General features: G+C 65.9%; 20 protein-coding genes and 1 tRNA gene. 17 read left to right on the top strand and 4 right to left on the bottom strand.

Annotation, left to right across the window (positions count from 1 at the left end):
* Positions 1–2: 2 nt before the first annotated feature.
* Both DL238_RS08965 and DL238_RS08960 read left to right on the top strand, forming a co-directional pair.
* A complete protein-coding gene (locus tag DL238_RS08965; RefSeq protein ID WP_115491939.1) occupies positions 3–821 on the top strand; it encodes an SDR family NAD(P)-dependent oxidoreductase in 819 nt (272 codons plus the stop codon).
* A complete protein-coding gene (locus DL238_RS08960) occupies positions 821–1,732 on the top strand; it encodes an alpha/beta fold hydrolase (RefSeq protein ID WP_115491938.1) in 912 nt (303 codons plus the stop codon). Before DL238_RS08965 ends, DL238_RS08960 begins: the two co-directional genes overlap by 1 nt.
* Here DL238_RS08960 and DL238_RS08955 read toward each other — a convergent pair.
* Positions 1,729–2,196 (bottom strand): hypothetical protein, encoded by a 468-nt coding sequence (locus DL238_RS08955; RefSeq protein WP_115491937.1) that lies wholly within the window; start codon positions 2,194–2,196, stop codon positions 1,729–1,731. The two genes, DL238_RS08960 and DL238_RS08955, sit on opposite strands and share 4 nt — an antisense overlap.
* Positions 2,193–3,263: a DUF2332 domain-containing protein gene (locus tag DL238_RS08950; protein WP_234031023.1), complete on the bottom strand. Its 1,071-nt coding sequence runs from the start codon at positions 3,261–3,263 to the stop codon at positions 2,193–2,195. The genes DL238_RS08955 and DL238_RS08950 overlap by 4 nt, the downstream gene beginning before the upstream one ends.
* A 49-nt stretch (positions 3,264–3,312) precedes the next feature.
* On the opposite strand from DL238_RS08950, the gene hisG reads away from it, so the two are divergent.
* The 10 genes from hisG to DL238_RS08900 all read left to right on the top strand — a co-directional run bounded on the left by hisG (position 3,313) and on the right by DL238_RS08900 (position 14,008).
* Positions 3,313–3,984, top strand: a complete 672-nt coding sequence (hisG, locus tag DL238_RS08945) for an ATP phosphoribosyltransferase (protein WP_115491936.1) — start codon at positions 3,313–3,315, stop codon at positions 3,982–3,984.
* Positions 3,984–5,273 (top strand): histidinol dehydrogenase, encoded by a 1,290-nt coding sequence (gene hisD, locus DL238_RS08940; protein WP_115491935.1) that lies wholly within the window; start codon positions 3,984–3,986, stop codon positions 5,271–5,273. Before hisG ends, hisD begins: the two co-directional genes overlap by 1 nt.
* Positions 5,273–5,722 carry a transcription antitermination factor NusB gene (gene nusB / locus DL238_RS08935; RefSeq protein WP_115491934.1) on the top strand — a complete coding sequence of 150 codons (450 nt, stop codon included), beginning with the start codon at positions 5,273–5,275 and terminating at the stop codon, positions 5,720–5,722. The genes hisD and nusB overlap by 1 nt, the downstream gene beginning before the upstream one ends.
* A gap of 100 nt (positions 5,723–5,822) precedes the next feature.
* Positions 5,823–6,692 (top strand): thiamine-phosphate kinase, encoded by an 870-nt coding sequence (gene thiL, locus DL238_RS08930; RefSeq protein WP_115491933.1) that lies wholly within the window; start codon positions 5,823–5,825, stop codon positions 6,690–6,692.
* A gap of 156 nt (positions 6,693–6,848) precedes the next feature.
* On the top strand, positions 6,849–8,957 hold the full coding sequence (locus DL238_RS08925; RefSeq protein ID WP_115491932.1) for a sodium-translocating pyrophosphatase: 2,109 nt from the start codon (positions 6,849–6,851) through the stop codon (positions 8,955–8,957).
* Positions 8,958–9,142: 185 nt separating this feature from the next.
* Complete coding sequence (locus tag DL238_RS08920; protein WP_115491931.1) at positions 9,143–10,285, top strand: GNAT family N-acetyltransferase; 1,143 nt, start codon at positions 9,143–9,145, stop codon at positions 10,283–10,285.
* Positions 10,282–11,181 carry a cupin domain-containing protein gene (locus tag DL238_RS08915; RefSeq protein ID WP_115491930.1) on the top strand — a complete coding sequence of 300 codons (900 nt, stop codon included), beginning with the start codon at positions 10,282–10,284 and terminating at the stop codon, positions 11,179–11,181. Before DL238_RS08920 ends, DL238_RS08915 begins: the two co-directional genes overlap by 4 nt.
* Positions 11,178–12,218 (top strand): GNAT family N-acetyltransferase, encoded by a 1,041-nt coding sequence (locus DL238_RS08910; protein ID WP_115491929.1) that lies wholly within the window; start codon positions 11,178–11,180, stop codon positions 12,216–12,218. Before DL238_RS08915 ends, DL238_RS08910 begins: the two co-directional genes overlap by 4 nt.
* Before the next feature lie 68 nt (positions 12,219–12,286).
* Positions 12,287–13,234, top strand: coding sequence for an acyl-CoA thioesterase (locus DL238_RS08905; RefSeq protein WP_407640844.1), 948 nt, complete (start codon positions 12,287–12,289; stop codon positions 13,232–13,234).
* A 48-nt stretch (positions 13,235–13,282) separates the two neighbouring features.
* A complete protein-coding gene (locus DL238_RS08900) occupies positions 13,283–14,008 on the top strand; it encodes an EcsC family protein (RefSeq protein WP_115491928.1) in 726 nt (241 codons plus the stop codon).
* 21 nt (positions 14,009–14,029) lie between these two features.
* On the opposite strand, the gene uvrC is transcribed toward DL238_RS08900, so the two are convergent.
* Both uvrC and DL238_RS08890 read right to left on the bottom strand, forming a co-directional pair.
* Complete coding sequence (gene uvrC, locus DL238_RS08895) at positions 14,030–15,985, bottom strand: excinuclease ABC subunit UvrC (RefSeq protein ID WP_115491927.1); 1,956 nt, start codon at positions 15,983–15,985, stop codon at positions 14,030–14,032.
* A 44-nt stretch (positions 15,986–16,029) separates the two neighbouring features.
* Positions 16,030–18,960: a TonB-dependent receptor gene (locus DL238_RS08890; RefSeq protein ID WP_115491926.1), complete on the bottom strand. Its 2,931-nt coding sequence runs from the start codon at positions 18,958–18,960 to the stop codon at positions 16,030–16,032.
* Between the two features lie 194 nt (positions 18,961–19,154).
* On the opposite strand from DL238_RS08890, the gene infA reads away from it, so the two are divergent.
* The 5 genes from infA (at position 19,155) to DL238_RS08865 (ending at position 21,416) form a co-directional block, all read left to right on the top strand.
* Positions 19,155–19,409 carry a translation initiation factor IF-1 gene (gene infA, locus DL238_RS08885; protein WP_115491925.1) on the top strand — a complete coding sequence of 85 codons (255 nt, stop codon included), beginning with the start codon at positions 19,155–19,157 and terminating at the stop codon, positions 19,407–19,409.
* A 37-nt stretch (positions 19,410–19,446) separates the two neighbouring features.
* Positions 19,447–20,034: a Maf family protein gene (locus DL238_RS08880; RefSeq protein WP_234031022.1), complete on the top strand. Its 588-nt coding sequence runs from the start codon at positions 19,447–19,449 to the stop codon at positions 20,032–20,034.
* Positions 20,035–20,043: 9 nt separating this feature from the next.
* On the top strand, positions 20,044–21,015 hold the full coding sequence (locus tag DL238_RS08875; RefSeq protein ID WP_115491924.1) for a ribonuclease E/G family protein: 972 nt from the start codon (positions 20,044–20,046) through the stop codon (positions 21,013–21,015).
* Positions 21,012–21,239 (top strand): DNA gyrase inhibitor YacG, encoded by a 228-nt coding sequence (locus tag DL238_RS08870; RefSeq protein WP_115491923.1) that lies wholly within the window; start codon positions 21,012–21,014, stop codon positions 21,237–21,239. Before DL238_RS08875 ends, DL238_RS08870 begins: the two co-directional genes overlap by 4 nt.
* A 102-nt stretch (positions 21,240–21,341) precedes the next feature.
* Positions 21,342–21,416 (top strand) — tRNA-Phe (locus DL238_RS08865).
* Positions 21,417–21,434: the final 18 nt, after the last annotated feature.

Genomic DNA, 21,434 nt, shown 5'->3' with positions numbered 1-21,434 from the left:
GGATGAGCAGCATGTTCGAAGGCAAGGTCGCGTGGGTCACCGGCGCGTCCTCGGGCATCGGGGCGGCGCTGGCGCGCAAGTTCTCCAGCGCAGGAGCGCGGGTCATACTTTCGGGGCGTGACGACGCGCGGCTGCAGGCGGTGGCCGACACGCTCGACACCGAAACGCTGATCCTACCGTTCGACGTGACCGACGAGGCGGCGATGCACGCCGCCACCGAACAGGCGACCACATGGCAGAACGGGGTCGATATCTTCGTCGCCAATGCCGGAATTTCGCAACGCAGCGCGGCGGTGGATACCGACATGGACGTCTATCGGCGGATCATCGCGGTCGATCTCACCGCGCAGATCGCGGCGGCACAGGCACTGCTGCCTCATATGACTGCGCGCGGCAGCGGCCGGTTCGTCTTCATATCCTCGGTCGCGGGCAAGGTCGGCATTCCGCTGCGCACCGCCTATTGCGCGGCCAAGCACGGGCTCGTCGGCTATGCCGACGCGCTGCGTGCCGAACTTTCGCAAACAGGTGTTGCAGTCCATGTCGTGTGCCCCGGATCGGTCGCGACCGATGTCAGCCGCAACGCACTGACCGCCGATGGCAATGTGCGCGGGCGCAGCGACAGCGTGATCGACAACGGCATGTCGCCCGAAGAAGCCGCGCAGCGCATCCTCGAGGGCATCTCTGCCGATGAGCGCGAGATCATCGTCGCGCGCGGCGGCGAGAGCAGCTGGGGCGAACAGCGCCGGACGCCCGACGCGCTGTTCGATCAGGTCGCGCAGCGGGTTGCGGAAGGCTACATGGAAAAGATCGAAGCGGAGTGATGAGCTTGGAACAGACTCGCGTAAGGCTTGGAAACGGGATCGAACTCGATGTGGTCGACGAGGGGCCGCGCGACGCACCCGCCCTCATCTTCCTCCACGGTTTCCCCGAAAGCCACCGCACCTGGCGCCACCAGATCGCGCATTTCTCGGATCGCTACCGCTGCATTGCGCCCGACCAGCGCGGCTATCGCGGTTCGTCGAAGCCGCAAGAGGTCGAGGCCTACACGCCCGACAAGCTGATCGGCGACGTCTTCCTGCTCGCAGCGGAACTGGGCATCGACGATTTCACCATCGTCGGGCACGACTGGGGCGGCGCCATCGCCTGGGGTGTTGCCCTCGCCGGGCAGAAGGGCGGCGGCACGAGCCGCGTGTCGCGCTGCATCATCGCCAACGCGCCCCACCCCGCAATCTTCCAGAAGCTGCTCTTCCTCGATCCGCACCAGCGCGAGAGCAGCCAGTACATGCGAGGCTTCCGCAACACCGACAACGACGATCTGGTGCGCGAGAACGGCCTCGTCGGCATCCTGATGCAGGAAGTGAAATGGGACCGTTCCTCGGCCATGGAGGACGAGGAGCGCGCCAGGCTGCTCGAAGATTGGCAGGATCGCGATGCTGCCTTCGGGATGCTCAACTGGTATCGCGCGAGCCCGGTCATCGTCCCGCCGATGGATGCGCCTTTCGAGATCCCGGTCAGCTACCAGGCGCCGCAGCTGCCCAGCCTGACGATCCCCACCCTGGTGATCTGGGCGATGGACGACGTCGCCCTGCCACCGGGCAACCTGGTGGGGCTTGAAGACATCATCGACGACCTGACGGTGGAGCAGGTGCAGGGCTGCGGACATTTCGTGCCGTGGGAATCGCCGCAGAAGGTCAATGCCGCGATGGAAGCGTTTCTGGCGAAGACGGCCTAGCGCAACCCGACGCTGAACGTCGGGCTGGCAGCGTTTGAGAGCCCGTCACCATCAAAGTATGGCAAGAAGTGTCGTCGCGGCGCCGGACCGTCAGCACTGAAAGACGCGGGCTCGCACCGATGCCACCCCCGAGACATTGTCTTGATCTCAGCTCTGGGCATCCACGCGATGTGTTGGGGGAAAGGCGAAAAGTCAGTCGGAAAAAAAGCCAGAGCTAGAATCATTTGAGGGTTCAGCGCCGACAATTTCTGACGAAATCCATAGTGTCCCTTCTTCAGTTTCTGTTCGCTGGGATAAAGTCCTTTGACTTGTACCGGACGGATTAAGGTCTCATCCCCAGAACCCAACATCGCAATGAAATCAAAGCCCTCGTCGCGATACGGCAAGTAGATTTTCCATCCGGCGTCCGTCATTGCTCCCGCGACGTACATCTCGGCAAATTGATAGCGAACCTGACTACTCATTGCGCGGCCACCCACTCCACCCATTCGCCATGCGGATGCGCATGGGCAAGCAGCTGCGATTCGCCGCCGCTCGGCCAGTATCGCGCGTGCAGTTCGTGGCGGAAGGTTTCGCGGTTGGTCTCCAGTGACAGCCACGCCAGCGGCTTGTCCTCACTCGCCGCCTCGCCGGCCTTCTCCATTGCGGCAGCAATCGCCGCCTGCTCGCCCTCGGGCACGTATTGCCACACGATGGTATGGAACAGGACGCGCGTGACGCCGTCCTCCTGCGGGCGCGCAAGAGCCTCTTCGACCCACGGCCCGGCCCGCTCGCGGTCGATCTCGGGCGGCATCCGCTCTGCCATCGCGGCGGCGGTATCGATCCGCGCCATCCGCTGGCGCGCTTCGGGCCAGACATAGCTTTTCAGCTTCAGCACAGCGTCCGGATCGGCTAGGTCGACCGGCTTCACGTCGCACCCACGCGCATCGACGATCTGCGGATCGGTGGCGGGAGGCGCATCCCCGCGCCACTCGGGTGCGATCGCCATCCGGCTGCCCGAGGGGCCGACAGCCACCCCGCCCAGATCGAAGCGATAGCGGCCCATCATCGTGTTGATCCCCGCGCTCGCCCCGATCTCGAGCATTTCGAAGCGCGGCTGCACCTTGCCCGCCAGCCAGCACAGCCCCGCCATGATGCTGGACGAACGGCCCGCCTCGTTGGTCTGCGGCGGCCCGTCGAGCCACGGCATCAGCACTGCGTCGAAGCGCTCCAGCGTCTCGCGCACCAGCGCATCGACCTGGCCCTGGTCGCTGATGCGCCCGGCATAGACGTCCGCGAGCCGTGGCTCCTCGCCGCTCAGCAGCAGGTAATGCAGGCCGCCCGCGATGCGCAGGGGCATCGCGTCGCGCAGGCTAAGGCCCTGCCAGCCGAAGATGCGCCGCGCGGTCGCCGCATTGCTGTCTTCGAGCGAGAGGAGCGCGCGGATCACGCGTGCGGTACCCGGCGCGCCGGCTTCCTCGGCATGGCGTGCCTGCCATTCGATCGCTTCGGGGATCGAGACGATATCCATCACAGCCGTTTTGTCCGTCATAGTCTGCGCGCAATTGCCCTTTCGTCCGCCTCATCCTATCTGGCGCCCCATGCCGCAAAGCGAACTCACTTTCGCCGTGCCCAAGGGCCGGCTCCTGGAAGATGCCCTGCCCGTGATGGAGCGCGCGGGCGTCGTGCCCGAGCCTGCTTTTCACGACAAGGGCAACCGTTCACTTAGCTTCGCGACAACGCGCGACGACATGCGCCTGATCCGGGTGCGTGCTTTCGATGTGGCGACCTTCGTCGCCCACGGCGCGGCGCAGATCGGCATCGTGGGATCGGACGTAATCGAGGAATTCGATTATTCGGACCTCTATGCGCCGGTCGATCTCGATATCGGCCATTGCCACCTCGCGGTCGCCCGGCTGGCCGCCGATGCGCGCGATGTCGACAGCGAGAGCCACGTGCGCGTCGCGACCAAATATCCCAACATCACCCGTCGCCATTTCGAGCGGCACGGCATCCAGGCCGAATGCGTGAAGCTGAACGGGGCGATGGAACTCGCGCCCTCTCTGGGACTTTCGCGGCGGATCGTCGATCTCGTCTCGACCGGCACCACCTTGCGCGAGAACGGCCTCGTCGAAACGATGCGCATCCTCGACATCACCGCACGGCTGATCGTGAACCGCGCCGCGCTGAAGACCGACAGCCGGGTGTCCGAACTGGTCGAGACCTTCCGGCGCGAAGCCGATGCGCGCCTCAACGAAAAGGCGGCCGCCTGATGGAAATCCTTGATGCCAGCGCGCCCGATTTCGCGGACCGGTTCGACCGCGTCGTCAATGCGCGGCGCGAGAGCGCCAATGATGTCGGCCGTGACGTGGCCGAAATCATCGCCAAGGTCGGTGCGCAGGGCGACAGGGCGCTGGCCGAGCTCAGCATCCGGTTCGACGGCCACACGCTCTCTTCCGACGAGGATTGGCGCATCCCGGCCTCGCGCTGCGAGCAGGCATACGAGGAGCTGGACGGCGATCTGCGCGATGCGCTGAACCTCGCGGCGGAGCGGATCCGGTCCTACCACGAAGCGCAGAAACCCAATCCGCGCGACTATACCGACGATGCGGGCGTGCGGCTGGGCCATCGCTGGAATGCCGTCGATGCCGCAGGGATCTACGTCCCCGGCGGGCGCGCGGCCTACCCGTCCTCGCTGCTGATGAATGCGATCCCCGCCCGCGTCGCCGGGGTCGAACGGCTGGTCGCGGTCACGCCCACTCCCAAGGGAGAGATCAATCCGCTGGTTCTGGCAGCGGCGCATATCGCGGAGATCGACGAGATCTGGCGCGTCGGCGGCGCGCAGGCGATTGCCGCGCTCGCCTATGGCACGGACAGGATCGCCCCGGTCGATGTCATCACCGGCCCCGGAAATGCCTGGGTGGCGGAGGCCAAGCGGCAGGTGTTCGGCACGGTCGGGATCGACATGATCGCCGGGCCGAGCGAGATCCTCGTCATCGCCGACGACCAGAACGACCCCGCATGGATCGCCGCTGACCTGCTCAGCCAGGCCGAGCACGATCCCAGCTCGCAAAGCATCCTCATCACCGACAGCGCCGATTTTGCCGCGCAGGTCGAAGACCAGGTCGATGTGCAGGCCGCCATGCTCGCGACCGGCAAGACCGCGCGCGCCGCGTGGGACGCGCATGGCGCGATCATCACGGTGCCGACACTCGACGACGCAATCCCGCTCGCCAACCGGCTGGCGGCGGAGCATGTCGAGCTGGCGGTCGACGATCCCGAAGCGCTGTTCGCAAAGCTTCGCCATGCAGGCAGCGTGTTCTTCGGCCGGATGGTGCCCGAAGCGGTCGGCGACTATGTCGCGGGCCCCAACCACGTGCTGCCCACCGGCCGCCGCGCGCGTTTCGCCAGCGGCCTGTCGGTGCTCGATTTCATGAAGCGGACCAGCTTTATCGACGCGGATGCCGATGCGCTCGCCGCCATCGGCCCCGCCGCCATCGCCCTTGCCGAAGCCGAAGGGCTTCCGGCCCATGCCCAGTCCATCAGATTGCGTCTCAAGTAATGTCCAACCAACGTTCCACCGCCCGCTCCGCCGCGCGTCTCGCCGCCGTCCAGGCGCTTTACCAGCGCGACATGGAGGGCACCCCCCTCCCCCGCCTGCTCGACGAATTCCACCAGCACCGGCTGGGCCGGGAGATCGAGGGCGATACCTATGCCGATGCCGAAGTCCCCTTCTTCGACGATATCGTGCGCGGCGTGGATGCACGCCGCGAAGAGATCGACGAAGCCCTAGCGGCGAAGCTGGCCGAGGGGTGGAGCCTCAAGCGGCTCGACAAGACGCTGCTGCAGGTTCTGCGCTGCGGCACCTACGAGCTGATCGCGCGCGTCGACATTCCGAAGGGCGCCGTCATCAGCGAATATGTCGATGTCGCGAAAGCCTTCTTCGACGACCGCGAAGCCAAGTTCGCCAATGGCGTGCTCGATGCGGTGGCGAAAGCGGTTCGCTCCTAGGACAATCCCCTCCCGGCGGATTCAACCTTCACGAAGCGCTCCTCTCATGAAGCAGATGCTGCCCTTCGACAGGCTCGGGGCGAAGGGCTAGACAGCTCGCATGGGAGAAGCCGATTTCATCGCCGCGCTCAGCGCGCTTGCCCCGCATCCAGCCGCGCGCGGCCTCGCCGACGATGCAGCAGTGCTCGCCGTCGGCAACGAAACGCTTGTCCTCACCGCGGACACGATGGTCGAGGGCACGCACTGGCCCGCGCAGCAGTCGCTTGCCGATGTCGCGTGGAAGCTGGTTGCCGTAAATCTCTCGGACCTTGCGGCGAAGGGCGCGGAGCCTGTCGGAATCCTGCTGTCCTACATGCTGGGCGAAGGCGACAAAGTGTTTCTGGAAGGATTGCACGAGGCTCTCGACACGTTCGGCGTCCCGCTGCTTGGTGGGGATACCGTCCGCGCATCCGGTGCGCGCAGCTTCTCCGTCACCGCGATCGGTCGGGCGACGCATACCCCGGTGCCCGCGCGCAGCGGCGCCAGCCCGGGCGACGGCCTGTTCCTGTGCGGCAGCATCGGCGGGGCGATGATGGGCTTCGAGGCCATCACGACCGATAGCGGCGCAGACATCAGCCCCTTCACCCGCCCCACGCCGCTGCTGGCCGAGGGTCGCGCGCTCGCGCCGCATGTCACGGCGATGATGGACGTGTCGGACGGGCTTCTTCTCGACGCATGGCGAATGGCCGAAGCCAGCGGTGCGACACTGGAAATCGACAGTGGTGCGGTGCCACTTGGTGCGCCCGAGGATCGCCGCGCGGACGCCTTGCGCTGGGGCGACGATTACGCGCTGCTGTTCGCCTCACCCGCCGAGCGAACCCTGCCGGTGGCAGCCACCCGGATCGGCACGGTCGTCGAGCGCGGTGCGGCACCCGTGATGCTCGATGGCAAGCCTCCGAAACAATCGGAAAGTCTGGGCTACCGACATTGATGAATACGGTGCCTCGCTATCGATGCGAGCGAGCGCACGTTTCGCGAGGGCTTGCACAGCGGGGCAAGCCTATATAGCCCTACCCCTCTAGGACTGCCCCGAACAAAGGCAGCCAGCCGAAGGAAATTCGGGACAATATTGGGGGAGAAACAAGACGTGGAACTCGTGCTCGTCGCGATTGCGCTCGGCCTGCTGGCCATCATCTACGGGATATTCACGAGCCGCCAGGTGCTCAGCGCCGGACCGGGCAACGAGCGGATGCAGGAAATCGCGGGCGCCATTCAGGAGGGCGCGCGCGCCTATCTCAACCGCCAGTATACCACCATCGCCATCGTCGGCGTGGTCGTCGCGGTACTCGTCTTCGTCTTCCTCAGCTGGATTCCCGCCGTGGGCTTCCTGATCGGCGCGATCTTGTCGGGTGCGGCGGGCTATATCGGGATGAACATTTCGGTGAAGGCCAACGTGCGCACCGCCGCCGCCGCGCAGAGCGGCCTGCAGCAGGGCCTGACGCTGGCGTTCCGCGCGGGCGCGATCACCGGCCTGCTGGTGGCGGGCCTCGCCCTGCTCGCGATCGCAGGCTTCTTCTACGTCCTCGCCGGCCCGCTCGGCTTCGAGGCGAATAGCCGCGAAGTGGTCGACGGCCTCGTCGGCCTCGCCTTCGGCGCCTCGCTGATCTCGATCTTCGCGCGCCTTGGCGGCGGGATCTTCACCAAGGCGGCGGACGTCGGCGCGGACCTCGTCGGCAAGGTCGAGGCAGGCATTCCCGAGGACGATCCCCGCAACCCCGCGGTGATCGCGGACAATGTGGGCGACAATGTGGGCGACTGCGCCGGCATGGCCGCCGACCTGTTCGAGACCTACGTGGTCACCGTCGGCGCGACCATGGTGCTGACCGCCCTGCTGCTGCGCGGGGCGGGCGACATGCTGATGCCGCTGATGGCGCTGCCGCTGCTGATCGGCGGGGCCTGCATCGTCACCTCGATCATCGGCACCTATTTCGTGAAGCTGGGCCGCGAGCAGAACATCATGGGCGCGATGTACAAGGGCTTCCTCGTCACCGCGATCCTTTCGATCCCGGCGATCTTCGGCGTGACCGCCTGGGCGCTCGGCGACATGGGGGCCGAGATGGGCGGCGGCGAGCTGACCACCTTCACCGGTATGGACCTGTTCTGGTCCGCCATGGTCGGCCTCGCGATTACGGGCCTGATCATCTGGATCACCGAATATTACACCGGCACCAACTACCGCCCGGTCCGCTCGATCGCGAAGGCGTCCGAGACCGGCCACGGCACCAACGTGATCCAGGGCCTCGCGATCAGCCTCGAAGCGACCGCGCTGCCGACGCTGGTGATCGTGGCGGGGATCATCGTCGCCTACATGCTCGCAGGGCTCATCGGCATTGCCTACGCCGCCACCGCCATGCTGGCGCTGGCCGGGATGGTCGTAGCGCTCGACGCCTATGGCCCGGTGACTGACAATGCGGGCGGCATCGCCGAGATGGCGGGGCTGGATGACAGCGTGCGCGAGAAGACCGATGCGCTGGATGCCGTGGGCAACACGACCAAGGCGGTGACCAAGGGCTATGCCATCGGATCGGCGGGCCTTGCCGCACTGGTGCTCTTCGCCGCCTACACCACCGACATCGCGGAATATTTCCCGACGGCGGAGGTGAACTTCAGTCTCGAGAATCCCTACGTGATCGTCGGCCTGCTGCTCGGCGCGCTGCTCCCGTACCTGTTCGGGGCCATGGGCATGACCGCCGTGGGCCGCGCGGCGGGCGACGTGGTGAAGGACGTGCGCGAGCAGTTCGCTGCCGACAAGGGCATCATGGATGGCACCTCGCGGCCCGACTATGCCCGCACGGTGGACCTCGTCACCAAGGCAGCGATCAAGGAGATGATCGTGCCGTCGCTGCTGCCGGTGCTGGCCCCGATCGTGGTCTATTTCGTGATCACGCTGATCGCGGGGCAGGACAATGGCTTCGCGGCGCTCGGCGCACTGCTGCTCGGCGTGATCGTCGGCGGCCTGTTCGTCGCGCTCTCGATGACCGCCGGTGGCGGCGCATGGGACAATGCGAAGAAATATATCGAGGACGGCAACCACGGCGGCAAGGGATCGGAAGCGCACAAGGCCGCGGTGACCGGCGATACCGTGGGCGATCCGTACAAGGATACGGCCGGTCCGGCGGTCAACCCGATGATCAAGATCACCAACATCGTCGCCCTGCTGCTGCTCGCGGCACTGGCGGCGGGTGGTGCTGGCTAGCCAGCCGCTTACCGAAGCGAAACCAGCCCCCGTCCGGTAGCCCGGGCGGGGGTTATTGCCGCGCCCTTCCCTTTGAAAAGGCCCGCAAACCCGCACGCGCCTCCCGGATTTAAGCAAATCGCAGGCTTTGCAGCTTAGCTTAATGGCTCGGTAAGGCTCAGGCGTGCGAGGGGCAGCGGTTCGAAATGACGCTGGTGCAATCCGGTTTCGACCAGGCGAGCGGGTGCGAGGCGTCGCTCTCGGTTGCGTCCTGGCGCGCGGGCCTGCCCGATGCGCACGAGTGGGACCAGCTGGCCGCCGGTGCAAGCGAGCCCAATCCGTATTTCGAACAGTGGTATCTCAGGCCTTCGTTAGAAGCGTTCGACCCTGCTGCGCGTGTGCGACTGGCAACGCTCCGGATCGACGGCCACCTTGTCGGCCTCGCGCCCTTGAAATTCGCCGCTCTCTATTACCACAACCCGGTCCCGCACATCTCGGTGTGGATGCACGACAATACCTTCTGCGGCGTGCCGCTGATCGCACCCGGGTTCGAAAGCATCTTCTGGGCCAAGCTGCTCGACTGGGCCGACGGGCATGAGCGAAAGGCCGCGGTCTTCCACCTGCCCGGCCTGCCCGAAGGCTCGATCCCAGACCGCGCGCTCGAAATCGCGATGCGCGACAGCGGACGCACAGGCGGCATGGTCGAGCGCGAATTGCGAGCCCAGCTCGCGTCCGATCTGCCTCCGGACACCTATTTCGAACAGTCGCTCCCCAACAAGAAGCGCAAGGAACTTCGCAGGCAGGCGCGACGCCTGACCGAGATTGGCGAGATACGGGTCGACCGGGTCGCTTCGCCGGGGGACATCGCGCTATGGGCCGACCGGTTCCTCACGCTCGAAGCGGCCAGCTGGAAAGGGCGCGAAGGAACCGCGCTTGCCAATGATCCGGCCGGCGCACGCTTCTTTCGCGACAGCCTGATCGGGGCCGCACGGCGCGGCCGGGTAGAGGGGCTGTCGCTGCTGCTCGACGGGGAGCCGATCGCGATGCTGGCCACCTTCCTCACGCCGCCGGGCGCGTTCAGCTTCAAGACCACCTTCGACGAACGCTTCGCCCGCTATTCGCCCGGAGTGTTGCTGCAGAAGGAAAACCTCGCGCTGCTCGCGCGCGAAGACATTGCCTGGTGCGACAGCTGCGCCGCGCCCGACCATCCGATGATCGACCATTTCTGGCGCGAGCAGCGCGCCATCGTTTCGCGCAACGTGGCGATCGGTGGCCGCGCCCGCCGCGCGCTTGGCGCGCGCCTCATAGCCTACGAAAGCCGCAAACTCGCTTGTGGAACCGCACCATGAACGCCATCGCCCAACCTGCCGCACTCTCGCACGACACGTATGTGTTTGCTCAACTTTCGCGCGCAAACTTCGCCGCCGCCTATCCCGAACAGCCGCTGGTCATCGACCATCATCTGCATGACCATCCGCTACTGGGCCTCGACGCGCTCGCCGAGCTGGCGGCGCGCCTGCCCGAAAGCTCGATCGAGTATAATCGCGGCGACCTGCCAATCGGAGTCGACGGCAAGCCAGGGCCGACCGGCCTCTCGATCACCGAGACGATCCATCGCATTGCCGAGGCGAACAGCTGGGCCGTGCTCAAGAATATCGAGCAGGACGATGCGTACCGGACACTCCTGCACGCACTGCTGCAGGAGCTTCGGCCTGCGATCGAGGCGAAGACCGGCGCGATGCTGCATCCGCAGGGCTTCGTCTTCATCTCAAGCCCGGACGCGGTCACCCCCTATCATTTCGATCCCGAACACAACATCCTGCTGCAGCTGCGCGGCTCGAAGACCATGACGCAGTTTCCGGCCGGCGACGCGCGGTTTGCCCATGATATCATGCATGAGAGCTATCACCTCGGCGGCCCGCGCGAGTTGCGGTGGAGCGACGACCTGGCAAGCGACGGCACCGAGTACGCTATCGCTGCGGGACAAGCGCTGTTCGTCCCGGTGATGGCTCCGCATTTCGTGAGAAACGGCCCGGAGAGCTCGATCTCGCTCAGCATCACGTGGCGCTCAGACTGGAGCTACGACGAAGCGGGCGCGCGCTGTTTCAACGCACTGCTGCGCAAGGCGGGTCTGGAACCCACAGCCCCGAAGCGCTGGCCCGGATCGAACCGCATGAAATGCGTCGGCTTTCGCGCCTACCGCAAGCTTTTCGGCCCGCCTGCCCCGCCCAAGATGCCCGGATGAACGAGCACACCGCCATCAGCCATCGCACGGCGGAGCTGGCGCAGGTCAATCTGCTTGCCGAAGCGGACGAACCGCGACGCGCCTTCCTGCGCGGCCGATGGTTTACCGCTGCAGACGATCCCACCCTCGATGTTTCTATCGCGCGCGAAGCTCATGGCCGGCCGCTCGCCGCCCTCCCGCTGGTCTCGCATTCGATCGGGCCCTTTTCGGTCAAACAGGTCGCGGGCGCATATTGGCCCTTTCGCGGCGTACCGACAGACCGATCGGCGTCGGTGGAGGATCTCGCCCTCGCGCTCGACAGGCAAGCCGTCCGCCGCGCTCTGGGCCAGGTATGGCGGATGGGACCCGTCGTCGCCGACGACCCTGCGGTCGTGCGATTGCGCGACGCGGCGAAGGTCGCAGGCTGGCAGTGTCTCGAGCGGGCGGTCGGCACGCTGTTTTGCCTCGATCTGGTCGCCTTGCGCGCCTCGGGAAACTGGCCGTCGACCAAGGGCAAGCAGAAGGATCGCTGGCGTCTCCGGCAGCTCGAGAAAACCGGCCCGGTCACGATTAGAACCTATACCGGCCTCGACTGGACCGGGCGGGATCGCGACGCCATCGCGGCCATCGAGGGCGCATCGTGGGTCGGACAGCTCGAAAAAGGGGGCGACACCAAGTTCCTCGACCCGCAACTGCGGCAATACTGGGAGCGCGCGGCGACCGACCCCGTCATCGCCGCGATGATCCGGGGTGCGATCCTGTGGGTCGGAAATACTCCCGCCGCCTTCACTTTCGGCCTCGAAGCAGGCGATACGCGCTATTGCATTGCCAATAATTTCGACAAGCAGTTCAACAAGTTCAGCCCGGGACGCGTACTCCTGTACCACGATTTCGAGGACGCAGCCGAACGCGGTTTCGCGCGGATCGACTGGGGCCTGGGCGACGGTGGTTACAAGAGCCAGATGGGCGCGCACCAGGACGCCGCCATGGTCGACCTGCTGTTCGTCCGCAACCGGGTGCTGGCGAGCATCGCCGGGAAGCTCTGGCAACGCGGCTAGCGATGAATTCCCCGGCGGATGCGAGCCCCGCGTTGATTTTGCGCGAGCGAGACCGCAAGGTTTCGCGCATGAACGAAACCGTATCGAGCACTTCCGCTTTCGACGCCATGGCCGAGGCCGACCCCGAGGCACTGACCCGCGAGCTGGTCGACCTGCTGACGGTCGAAAGGGTGGCGGAAGATTCCTATCGCGGCAAGCCGCAAACAGACGGGATCGGCCGCGTTTTCGGCGGGCAGGTGATCGCCCAGGCCCTCCAGGCCGCGCAGGCGAGCATCGGCGACGGGAAGCAGGCGCATTCGCTGCATGCCTATTTCCTGCGCGGGGGCGAGGAAGGCCCCCCGATCGACTACGCCATCGCGCGCGATTTCGACGGGCGCAGCTTCGCCAACCGGCGCGCGGTCGCCAGCCAGGGCGGCACGCCGATGCTGAACCTCACCGCAAGCTTCCAGACACCCGAGGAGGGCCTGTCGCACGAAGCCATGGCTTTCCCGGAAGTGGCAGATCCGGAGTCGCTCAAGTCCGACCAGCAGTTGCGGCGGGAGATTTTCGCCGACAAGCTCGACCAGATGAACGCGACGCAGCGCCATTTCATGCTGCGCCCCCGCCCGATCGAGATGCGGCCCGTGGAAGGGCTCCACTGGATGAACACCGAACCGCGCGAGCCCAAGTCGCAGACCTGGTTCAAGACCGTGGGCCCCCTGCCCGACGATCCGGCACTGCACCGCGCGGTGATCGCCTACGCCAGCGATTACACGCTGCTCGGCACCGCGGCGATCGCCCACGGCCTTTCGTGGATGCGCAACGAACTGGTGGGCGCCAGCCTCGACCACGCGGTATGGTTCCACGCCCAGGCCCGCGCCGACCAATGGCTGCTCTACGATACCGACAGCCCGTGGTCGGGGAGCGGGCGCGGCTATAACCGCGGGCGCATCTTCAGCGAGGACGGCACGCTGGTGGCCAGCGTGGCGCAGGAAGGTATGATGCGCAAGCGGCGGCCCAAGAAGGGGTCCGAATAAGCATTTGCTTGATACGGAACGGCGCAATGTCCGAGCCGTTGGGCCTCCATGGAATTCGAAAAACAGCAACAGGCCTTTCGCGACAGCAAACCCTCCCTCATCGGGCGCGGTTTCGAGAAATTCACCAACCCGGTCGCGAGTGCGGTCACAGGCTTCATACCCGGCGGGCTCGTCAAGGGCGTCCTCAAGGGCATCGACCAGGCGATAAGCGCACCGCAGCTCGTCAAGTTCGATCACGATTTGAGCGACCTGCCCGCATGCCATGACGCCGCGAAGAAGGTCGAGCGCACGGCCAAGGCGGTCAGCGGGTCGACCGGGGCCGCTTCGGGGCTCGGAGGCATTGCGACGATGGGGCTGGATATCCCGGCGACCATCGCCGTGGCCCTGCGCTCGATCCGCGATACCGGCCGCGCCTATGGCTACGATGGCAAGGGCGCGCGCGAGCGGCTGTTCCGGTTGCAGATCCTCGAACTCGCTAGCCTCAACGACCGGAGCCAGCGGCAGGAGCGCATCGCAGTTCTCGACGCGGGCATTTCAGCCGATGGTAGCCTTACCGAAATCTCGCCCGACGAAATCGAACCGATCATCGAGCAGGCTGTCGAACGTGTGTCGCGTGCGCTGGCCCTCGCCCTGTTCCGTCGCCGTGTAGGTGCCGTGGTGCCGCTCGTCGGCTTGGTTATCGGCGGCGCGGTGAACGTGTCGTTCCAGGGCGATATTGGCGAAGCAGCGCGCTATGCCTTCCAGGAAAGGCGCCTGCGGTCGGCCAAAGCCTGAGCGTCCGCTAGGAACCTTCTCTCACCGGGCGTGATAGAAATCGTAGATCTGCTGCGCAACGGTATCGCTGATGCCCGGCGCCCGCTTCAGGTCGTCGAGCGCCGCCGCGCGGACTTTGCTCGCCGTGCCGAAATGCAGCAGCAACGCGCGCTTGCGCGACGGGCCGATACCGGGAATTTCGTCGAGCGGTGACGCGGTGATTGCGCGGCTGCGCTTGGCGCGGTGCGCGCCGATGGCGTAGCGGTGAACCTCGTCGCGCAGGTTCTGGAGATGGAACAGCAGCGGCGAATTGACCGGCAACGTCTTTTCGCGCCCGTCGGGAAAGTGGAACACCTCGCGCCCCTCGCGCCCGTGATCGGGCCCCTTGGCGATGGCGATCAGCGGAACATCCTCGATCCCCATTTCGGCCAAGGTATCGCGCACCGACGACATTTGCCCCTTGCCCCCGTCGATCAGGACCAGGTCGGGCCAGACGGTTTCATGGGTGTTCTTCTTCCCACCCTCGCCTTCCGGATCCTCCGCCAGATGACGGAAGCGGCGCTGCATCACCTCGCGCATCATTCCGAAGTCATCGTTGGTCTGCGCGGTCTTGATGTTGAACTTGCGGTACTGGCTCTTCTCGAACCCCTCCGGCCCGGCGACGACCATCGCACCCACGGCCTTCGAACCCTGGATATGGCTGTTGTCGTACACCTCGATCCGCTGCGGCGGTTCTTCCAGCTCCAGAAAATCCGCCAGATCGCGATTGATCTTCGCCTTGGTGCCGGTCTCCGCCAGCCGCCGGTCGAGCGCGTCGACCGCGTTGCTCTGCGCCTGTTCCATCAGCCGGCGCCGGTCGCCGCGCTGGGGCACCGAAATCTCCACCTTGTGCTCGGCCATCTCGTACAGCGCCTGTGCCAGCAGCTCCGCTTCGGGAAGCTCGCGGTCGACCAGCACGGTGCGCGGGGGCGGCACTTCCTCGTAAAATTGCATGATGACGCGGGCGAGCACCTCGTCCTTGTCGACATCCTGCGTATGGGTGGGGAAGAAGGCACGGTGGCCCCAGTTCTGCCCGCCGCGGATGAAGAAGGCCTGCACCGCGATCTGGCCACCCTTGGCGGCGAGCGCGAACACGTCCGCGTCGCCCACGCCGCTGGCATTGACCGCCTGGCTGCCCTGGATGAAGGTCGCCGCACGCAGCCGGTCGCGCAGGATGGCGGCGGTTTCGAAGTCGAGCTTCTCCGCCGCCTCGGCCATCTGCTTTTCGAGATCTTGCTGCACCGCAGACGACTTGCCGCCGAGGAAGTCCTTGGCCTGCCGCACCAGCTCTTCGTACCCGTCCTCGTCGATCCGGCCCACGCACGGGGCCGAGCAGCGCTTGATCTGGTAGAGCAGGCAGGGTCGGTCGCGGTTCTTGAAAAACGTGTCGTTGCAGGACCTTAAGAGGAACAACTTCTGCAGCGCATTAAGCGTCTTGTTGACGCTGCCTGCGCTGGCGAACGGCCCGTAATAGTTGCCCTTCGCGCGCCGGGCACCGCGATGCTTGTGGATGCGCGGGAAGGCGTGGTCGGCGCGCAGCAGGATGAAGGGGAAGCTTTTGTCGTCGCGCAGCAGCACGTTGTAAGGCGGGCGGTAGCGCTTGATGAACTGCGCTTCGAGCAGGAGCGCACCCGCCTCCGAATTGGTGGTGACGATCTCCATCCGCCGCGTCTGGCTGACCATCCGCTGGAGCCGGTTGGTGAGAGCGGCGACCTGCGTGTAGTTCGCCACCCGCGCCTTTAGGCTGCGCGCCTTGCCCACGTAGAGCACGTCGCCGCGCGCATCGAGCATGCGATAGACGCCCGGCCGCGGCGGCAGCGTTTTCACCGTCTCGCGGATCGCATTGACCCCCGCTTCGAGATCGGGCTGCGCGCTCGCAACGGTGTACGCCGCGCGTTCTTCGTTGAAGCGTTCCTTGCCGCGCGGGTTGTGGGGTCGGTCTGCCTTGCTGTCTGACATCGCCAGCTAGATAGGCCTGCAAACCGACCCGCGCCAGTTCGCGCCTAGAAAAGCTTGCGGAATTCGATCTCGAACGTACGGCCCAGCGGGTCGATCAGCGCAGGCTGGTACCGGATCGGGGTGATCCCGTTCTCATCAGTCACATCCTGCCGCGCGTTGAAGATGTTATCGACGCTGAACGACAGGCGCGCTCCCTTGAAGAAGCCGGGGGTTCCGCCCGTCAGCCATTTCTGCTGCTCCAGGTTCATGAAGAAGCGTAGATCGAACGTCACGAGATCGCCGAAGTTCAGATCGGTCGCCCCGGTCGGGTCGCTGCCTTCGATCGTATAACCGGAGCTATAACGCCCGCTTAGCCGCGTACCCAGTCCCTTGTGGAACACGCCGCCTTCCATTTCGACCGTGTGCTTCGGAAGGCCGAGGTCGAAATAGTCGATCACGGGAACGCCGGGCGCGATCAGGGCCTCGTTCTGCAATTCCACGCTATGGTAGAGCGAGAGGAACCAGCGACCCTGGCCGTCATCATCGCGGCCACCAGGGCCTCCACGGCGACCGCCGCCGCGCTGGCCGCCCGAGGCCTGGCCCTGGTCCGCAGCCGCATTCTCTGCCGTGCACAGCGCTTCGCGAAGCCGGGCGAGCCGCTCCTCGTTCACGCTGCCGTCTTCGTTGGTGAGCCTGGCCCGCAGGCCCTCCGGGAGGGCCGCAAGGTCGATCGGCTGGTCGGGTGCGCTACACAGCGCCTGCCGGATCACAGCTGCCTGCTGCGGGTCCAGCATACCGGGTCCGCCTGATCCGGAGGCCCCGTCGGCACTGCAGAAGCGCGTTCGCATCTGGGCAAGCCGTTCCCGATTCACCGATCCGTCTTCGTTGGTCAAACTATCGCGCATCAAGGGCGGCAGTGCCGAAAGGTCGGGCACGGTGCCCGCTTCGCTGGCGCAGAATTGTTCGCGCATCTTCTGCATCTGGCCCTGATCGATCCGCATCGTGATCGCACCGCCACCTGCGCCGGCTGCCGGGCCCGGCCCGCGACCGCCCTCGCCCGGCCCGCCGCCTGCAGTCTCTTCCGGCGCAGGTCCGACACGGCCGAACATGTTGAAGCCGTATCGGATTCGCTCGCTGTTGCGCTCCGCATAGGTGACCGGCCGCTGGTCGAGCGCCAACAGGCGTCCTGCGTCGTCGCGCGTGACCCGCTCGGGGAATGCTGCTTCGATCTCGGCGGTCAGCAGAGGGAAGCTCTCGCTCGTGTCCTGCGACCGGTTGCGATTATATTCGAACAGCAAGTTCGTCCGCTCGAAGAGGTCGAGGTCGTAGCTGGCGCTCAGCTTCCAGTCGTTCTGCGACGATGCGGGCAGGAAGGGGTTGCCGCCGGTGGTCACGGTCGCCAGCACATTCTCGCCGTTCCGGAAATCGAACAGCGAAACGTTGAAGGTCTCGACTACCGGCGCGCCCAGCTCCGTCAGGCTGGGCGCAGCGTCGCGATTGACCATCGTCGCTGCAAGCGTCAGCCGGTCGGTAAGGCTCCAGGTCAGGCCGAGCGTCAGGTCGGTCAACGTGCCGAAATCGGAAAGATGATCGATCCCTGCCGCCGCATTGAGCGTGACGTCGCCGATCGCACCGAGGACATCGTCGCGACGGCTGGTCAGCGGGACGGCCAGATTGACCCCGCCGTTGATCCGTCCGCGCGTCAGTTGCACTGCGCCTCGTGACGGGCGCGTATCGGTACTTTCGATCCGGTTCCACTTGTAGCCGCCATCGACCGTGAGGTTCACGTCGCCGGCAGGCAGAGAGAGCGGCACACCGCGGATCGTGGCGAGCGAGTCCACCGTATATGTGTCGCTGGTCGAGCGATCCGCGCCCAGCGGTGCAATCCCGGGCAGCGGCCCGTCGATCGCCAGCGATCCGGCATCGACCAGATCCTGTAGCGTGGACAGATCGCGCCGCCGGTCGATATCGCTTTCGCTGCCAGTATAGGCGGCATCGAGCGTCAGGTTCAGTTCGTATTCGCCAAGCGGCTGGCGATAGGACCCACCACCGGAGAGCGACGTGCTGCGCGAACGGGTTGTCAGCGGGTCGGCATCGATCGCGCGCACCGCGCTGCTGCCGTCATCGGTCAGCGTGACGATCTCGAGCCCCGAGAGCGAGCGCGCATTGTTCTGCTGCGCCGTCAGGTTGAGCGAAATCGCCTTGGCATTCGCACCTTCGCCGATGGCCGTGTTGAACGATCCTTCGAGCTGGTAGCGTTCGGTTTCGGCGCGCAGGCTGCGGAAGGGGGCCGGGTCGGGGTCTCCCGCCACGGTCGGCCGGCTGCCTTGGGTCTGCTCGATGTCGCGTTCGGCCTCCGTCAGCAGGCCCTGCTTTTCGAACTCGCCCGAGATGTTGATCCGGCGCGGGCCGGAAATTTGCAGCTGCGAAGCCTCGATCTCGCCAGAGGGCGCGCCGCCTTCCCACGCATCGCCGTATTCCAGCTCGATCTCGCGGCTTTTGAAATTGTCCTTGAGAATGAAATTGATGACGCGCTGATCGGCACTGTACCCGTATTGCAGCGCAACTTCTTCTGGGAAAACCTCGACCTTCTGGATCGCTTCAGGCGGGTAACCGCGCAACTCCCGGAAGCTCGCGATGCGCTGACCATTGACCAGGATCACCGGTTGCCCGCCACCGCGACCGCGCCCGGAGCTCACCTGGGGGGAAAGCTGTGCCACCAGATCGGCTATCGAATCCGCACCGTAAGAGGCGATGTCTGCCTCGTCGAGCTCGACGACCGGCGGGACATCGGTGTCGACCGAGCCGCGGATCCGGTTTGCCACCACGACGATGTCGGTGCTGCTCGCATCTCCGCCGCTTTCTTCCGAAGGCTCTTCCTGCGGGGCGCTCTGGCCCGCATCGGCGGCGTCTTCCTGCGCGACAGCCGGGGCACCGATCGTCGCGGCAAGGGCAAGCAGGGATACGCAGCAGGCAAAGCGGGGGGTAAAGGTCATCGGGGGATATCGTCCTTGAAAAATCTGACGCCCCCCTGCCGCGGCGATTGCAGCCGCAGAGAACAAAGGCAAACGTCACCGCGTAACGAATTGTCGTGTGAAGCTTTCCCAAAGCTGACCCGTCTTCCAATTTGTCCCGCGGATCGCTACGTGCGCGTTGCAAACACGCACCACAATACAGGATTGAAAACAGTATGGCGAAAGAAGAGCTCCTCGAAATGCGCGGTCGGGTAGTCGAACTTCTGCCCAACGCGATGTTCCGGGTAGAGCTCGAAAACGGCCACGAAATCCTCGGCCACACGGCCGGCAAGATGCGCAAGAACCGCATCCGTGTCCTGACCGGCGACGAAGTGCTGGTAGAGCTTACCCCCTACGACCTGACCAAGGGTCGCATCACCTATCGCTTCATGCCGGGCCGTGGCGGACCCGGCCCGCAAGCCTCGTCCTGATTGGCCGCGTCCTGATCCGGCAGAGCGTCTGCCCAACATGATGGCGCGCCCCCGACCCGCCCTGGTCCTTGCCAGTACCAGCCCAAGGCGGCGCGATCTGCTGACGCAGATCGGTGCCGTTCCGGCGGATATCCGTGCGCCCGATATCGACGAGAATCCGCACAAAGGCGAGCTGCCGCTTCCCTATGCGCAGCGCATGGCGAGCGAGAAAGCGCGCGCCGTTGCGCGGGAGGATGGCGAGGTCGTGCTTGCTGGCGATACGGTCGTCGCGCTCGGTCGGCGGATCCTGCCCAAGGCAGACAGCGAAGCTGAGGTTGCGCGCTTCCTGCGCATGCTCTCGGGCCGTCGCCACCGCGTCTATTCTGCGATTTCGGTGATCGACGCGGATGGTGGACAGCGGACGCGCTGCGCCACCTCGCAGGTCCGTTTCAAGCGCCTCTCGGAAGAAGAAATCGCCAGCTATTCAAGCTCTGGCGAGGGTATCGGCAAGGCGGGTGGCTATGCCATCCAGGGCAGCGCCGCAGGCCTGATCGACTTCCTCTCCGGGAGTCACTCGGGCGTCGTCGGCCTGCCGCTGTTCGAAACGCGCGCGTTGCTGAAAGCAGCGGGCCTTCCGCTTGCCTGAGGCCCTGCGATGGGCTGGCTGGTCGAGCATGGAATCGCGGAAACCCGCGCACTGCTTATCGAAGGCGACCGGGTGGTCGCAGCCCGGCTCCACTGGCCCGGCGATGTCGTGCCCGGCCCGGCCAGAGCCCGGCTCATCCGGCGCAGCGGCGGCGCGAAGCGGGGAATCGCGCGCACATCTGACGGCCTCGAAATCAACGTCTCCGGCCTGCCGAAGGACGCGAGCGAGGGGCGCGAGATCGCCATCGCCATCACCCGCGCACCGATCGCCGAACAGGGGCGCTACAAACGCGCACAGGGCACCTACCAGGGCAGCGAGGCGCACATAGTCGCACCCGACACGCGCAACGATCCATTCGACCTTCCCGACGCCAAGGTCGTGCCCCGATTTGGCGCCGGTGCATGGGAAGATGTGTGGAGCGATGCGTGGGAAGCCGAAATCGGGTTCGCCGGCGGTTCGATCCTCGTCACGCCCACCCCCGCCATGACGGTGATCGACATCGACGGCGATCTGCCTCCAAGCGAGCTGGCCATGGCAGCGGTGCCCTCCGTCGCGAGCACCCTGCGGCGGCTGGACCTCGGCGGCTCGGTTGCGATCGACTTTCCCACCCTGGCGGAGAAAACGCAGCGCGGCGCGGTCGATCACGCGCTCGCCGAGGCGCTGGGCGACTGGCCGCACGAGCGGACCGCAATGAACGGCTTCGGAATCGTCCATCTAGTTGCGCGACTCGAGGGCCCCTCGATCCTGCACCGGCTCCATTTCCACCGCACTGCGGCGGCCGCGCGCATGCTGCTGCGCCGGGGCGAAGGGGCCGAGGGAATCGGCCCGCGCCTGTTGCTGCGTGCGCATCCGGCGGTGGCCGACCGGCTCGAGGATGATTGGCTCGTCGAGCTGGCGCGGCGCAGCGGGCGCGAAGTTGTGGTGGAACGCGACGCCTCGCTTGCGATCGCGGGCGGGCACGCCCAAGTTCTTGCATCATGAGCGAAACCAGACGCCCCACTCCAAGCCGGCCCTGCCCCATCTGCAAATCGCCCGTGCAGACGGCCGAATTCAAGCCCTTCTGCTCCGCACGCTGCCGCGACAAGGACCTCAACCGCTGGTTCAGCGACAGCTATGCCGTGCCCGGACGGCCCGCCGATCCAGAAGAGATCGCACGCGATCCGGACTCTCGGCAGGACCTGGACCGGGGACCTCGACAGGATTGATCGCGGATAGGGCTTGCCAAGCGTCCGAGGCTTCGCCATAGGCGCGCACTCATTCGCTCGCCGGACCGAAACGCCGCAAGGCAGGTCCGCCGTCGTGGCGACGCCCGGGTAGCTCAGTGGTAGAGCAGACGACTGAAAATCGTCGTGTCGGTGGTTCGACTCCGCCCCTGGGCACCACCACCCCCTTCGAGCGAT

The organism is Alteriqipengyuania lutimaris (genome assembly GCF_003363135.1).
Taxonomy (GTDB): domain Bacteria; phylum Pseudomonadota; class Alphaproteobacteria; order Sphingomonadales; family Sphingomonadaceae; genus Alteriqipengyuania; species Alteriqipengyuania lutimaris.
The sequence above is the reverse complement of the archived record's forward strand: the minus strand, read 5'-3'. Positions and strand labels throughout refer to the sequence as shown.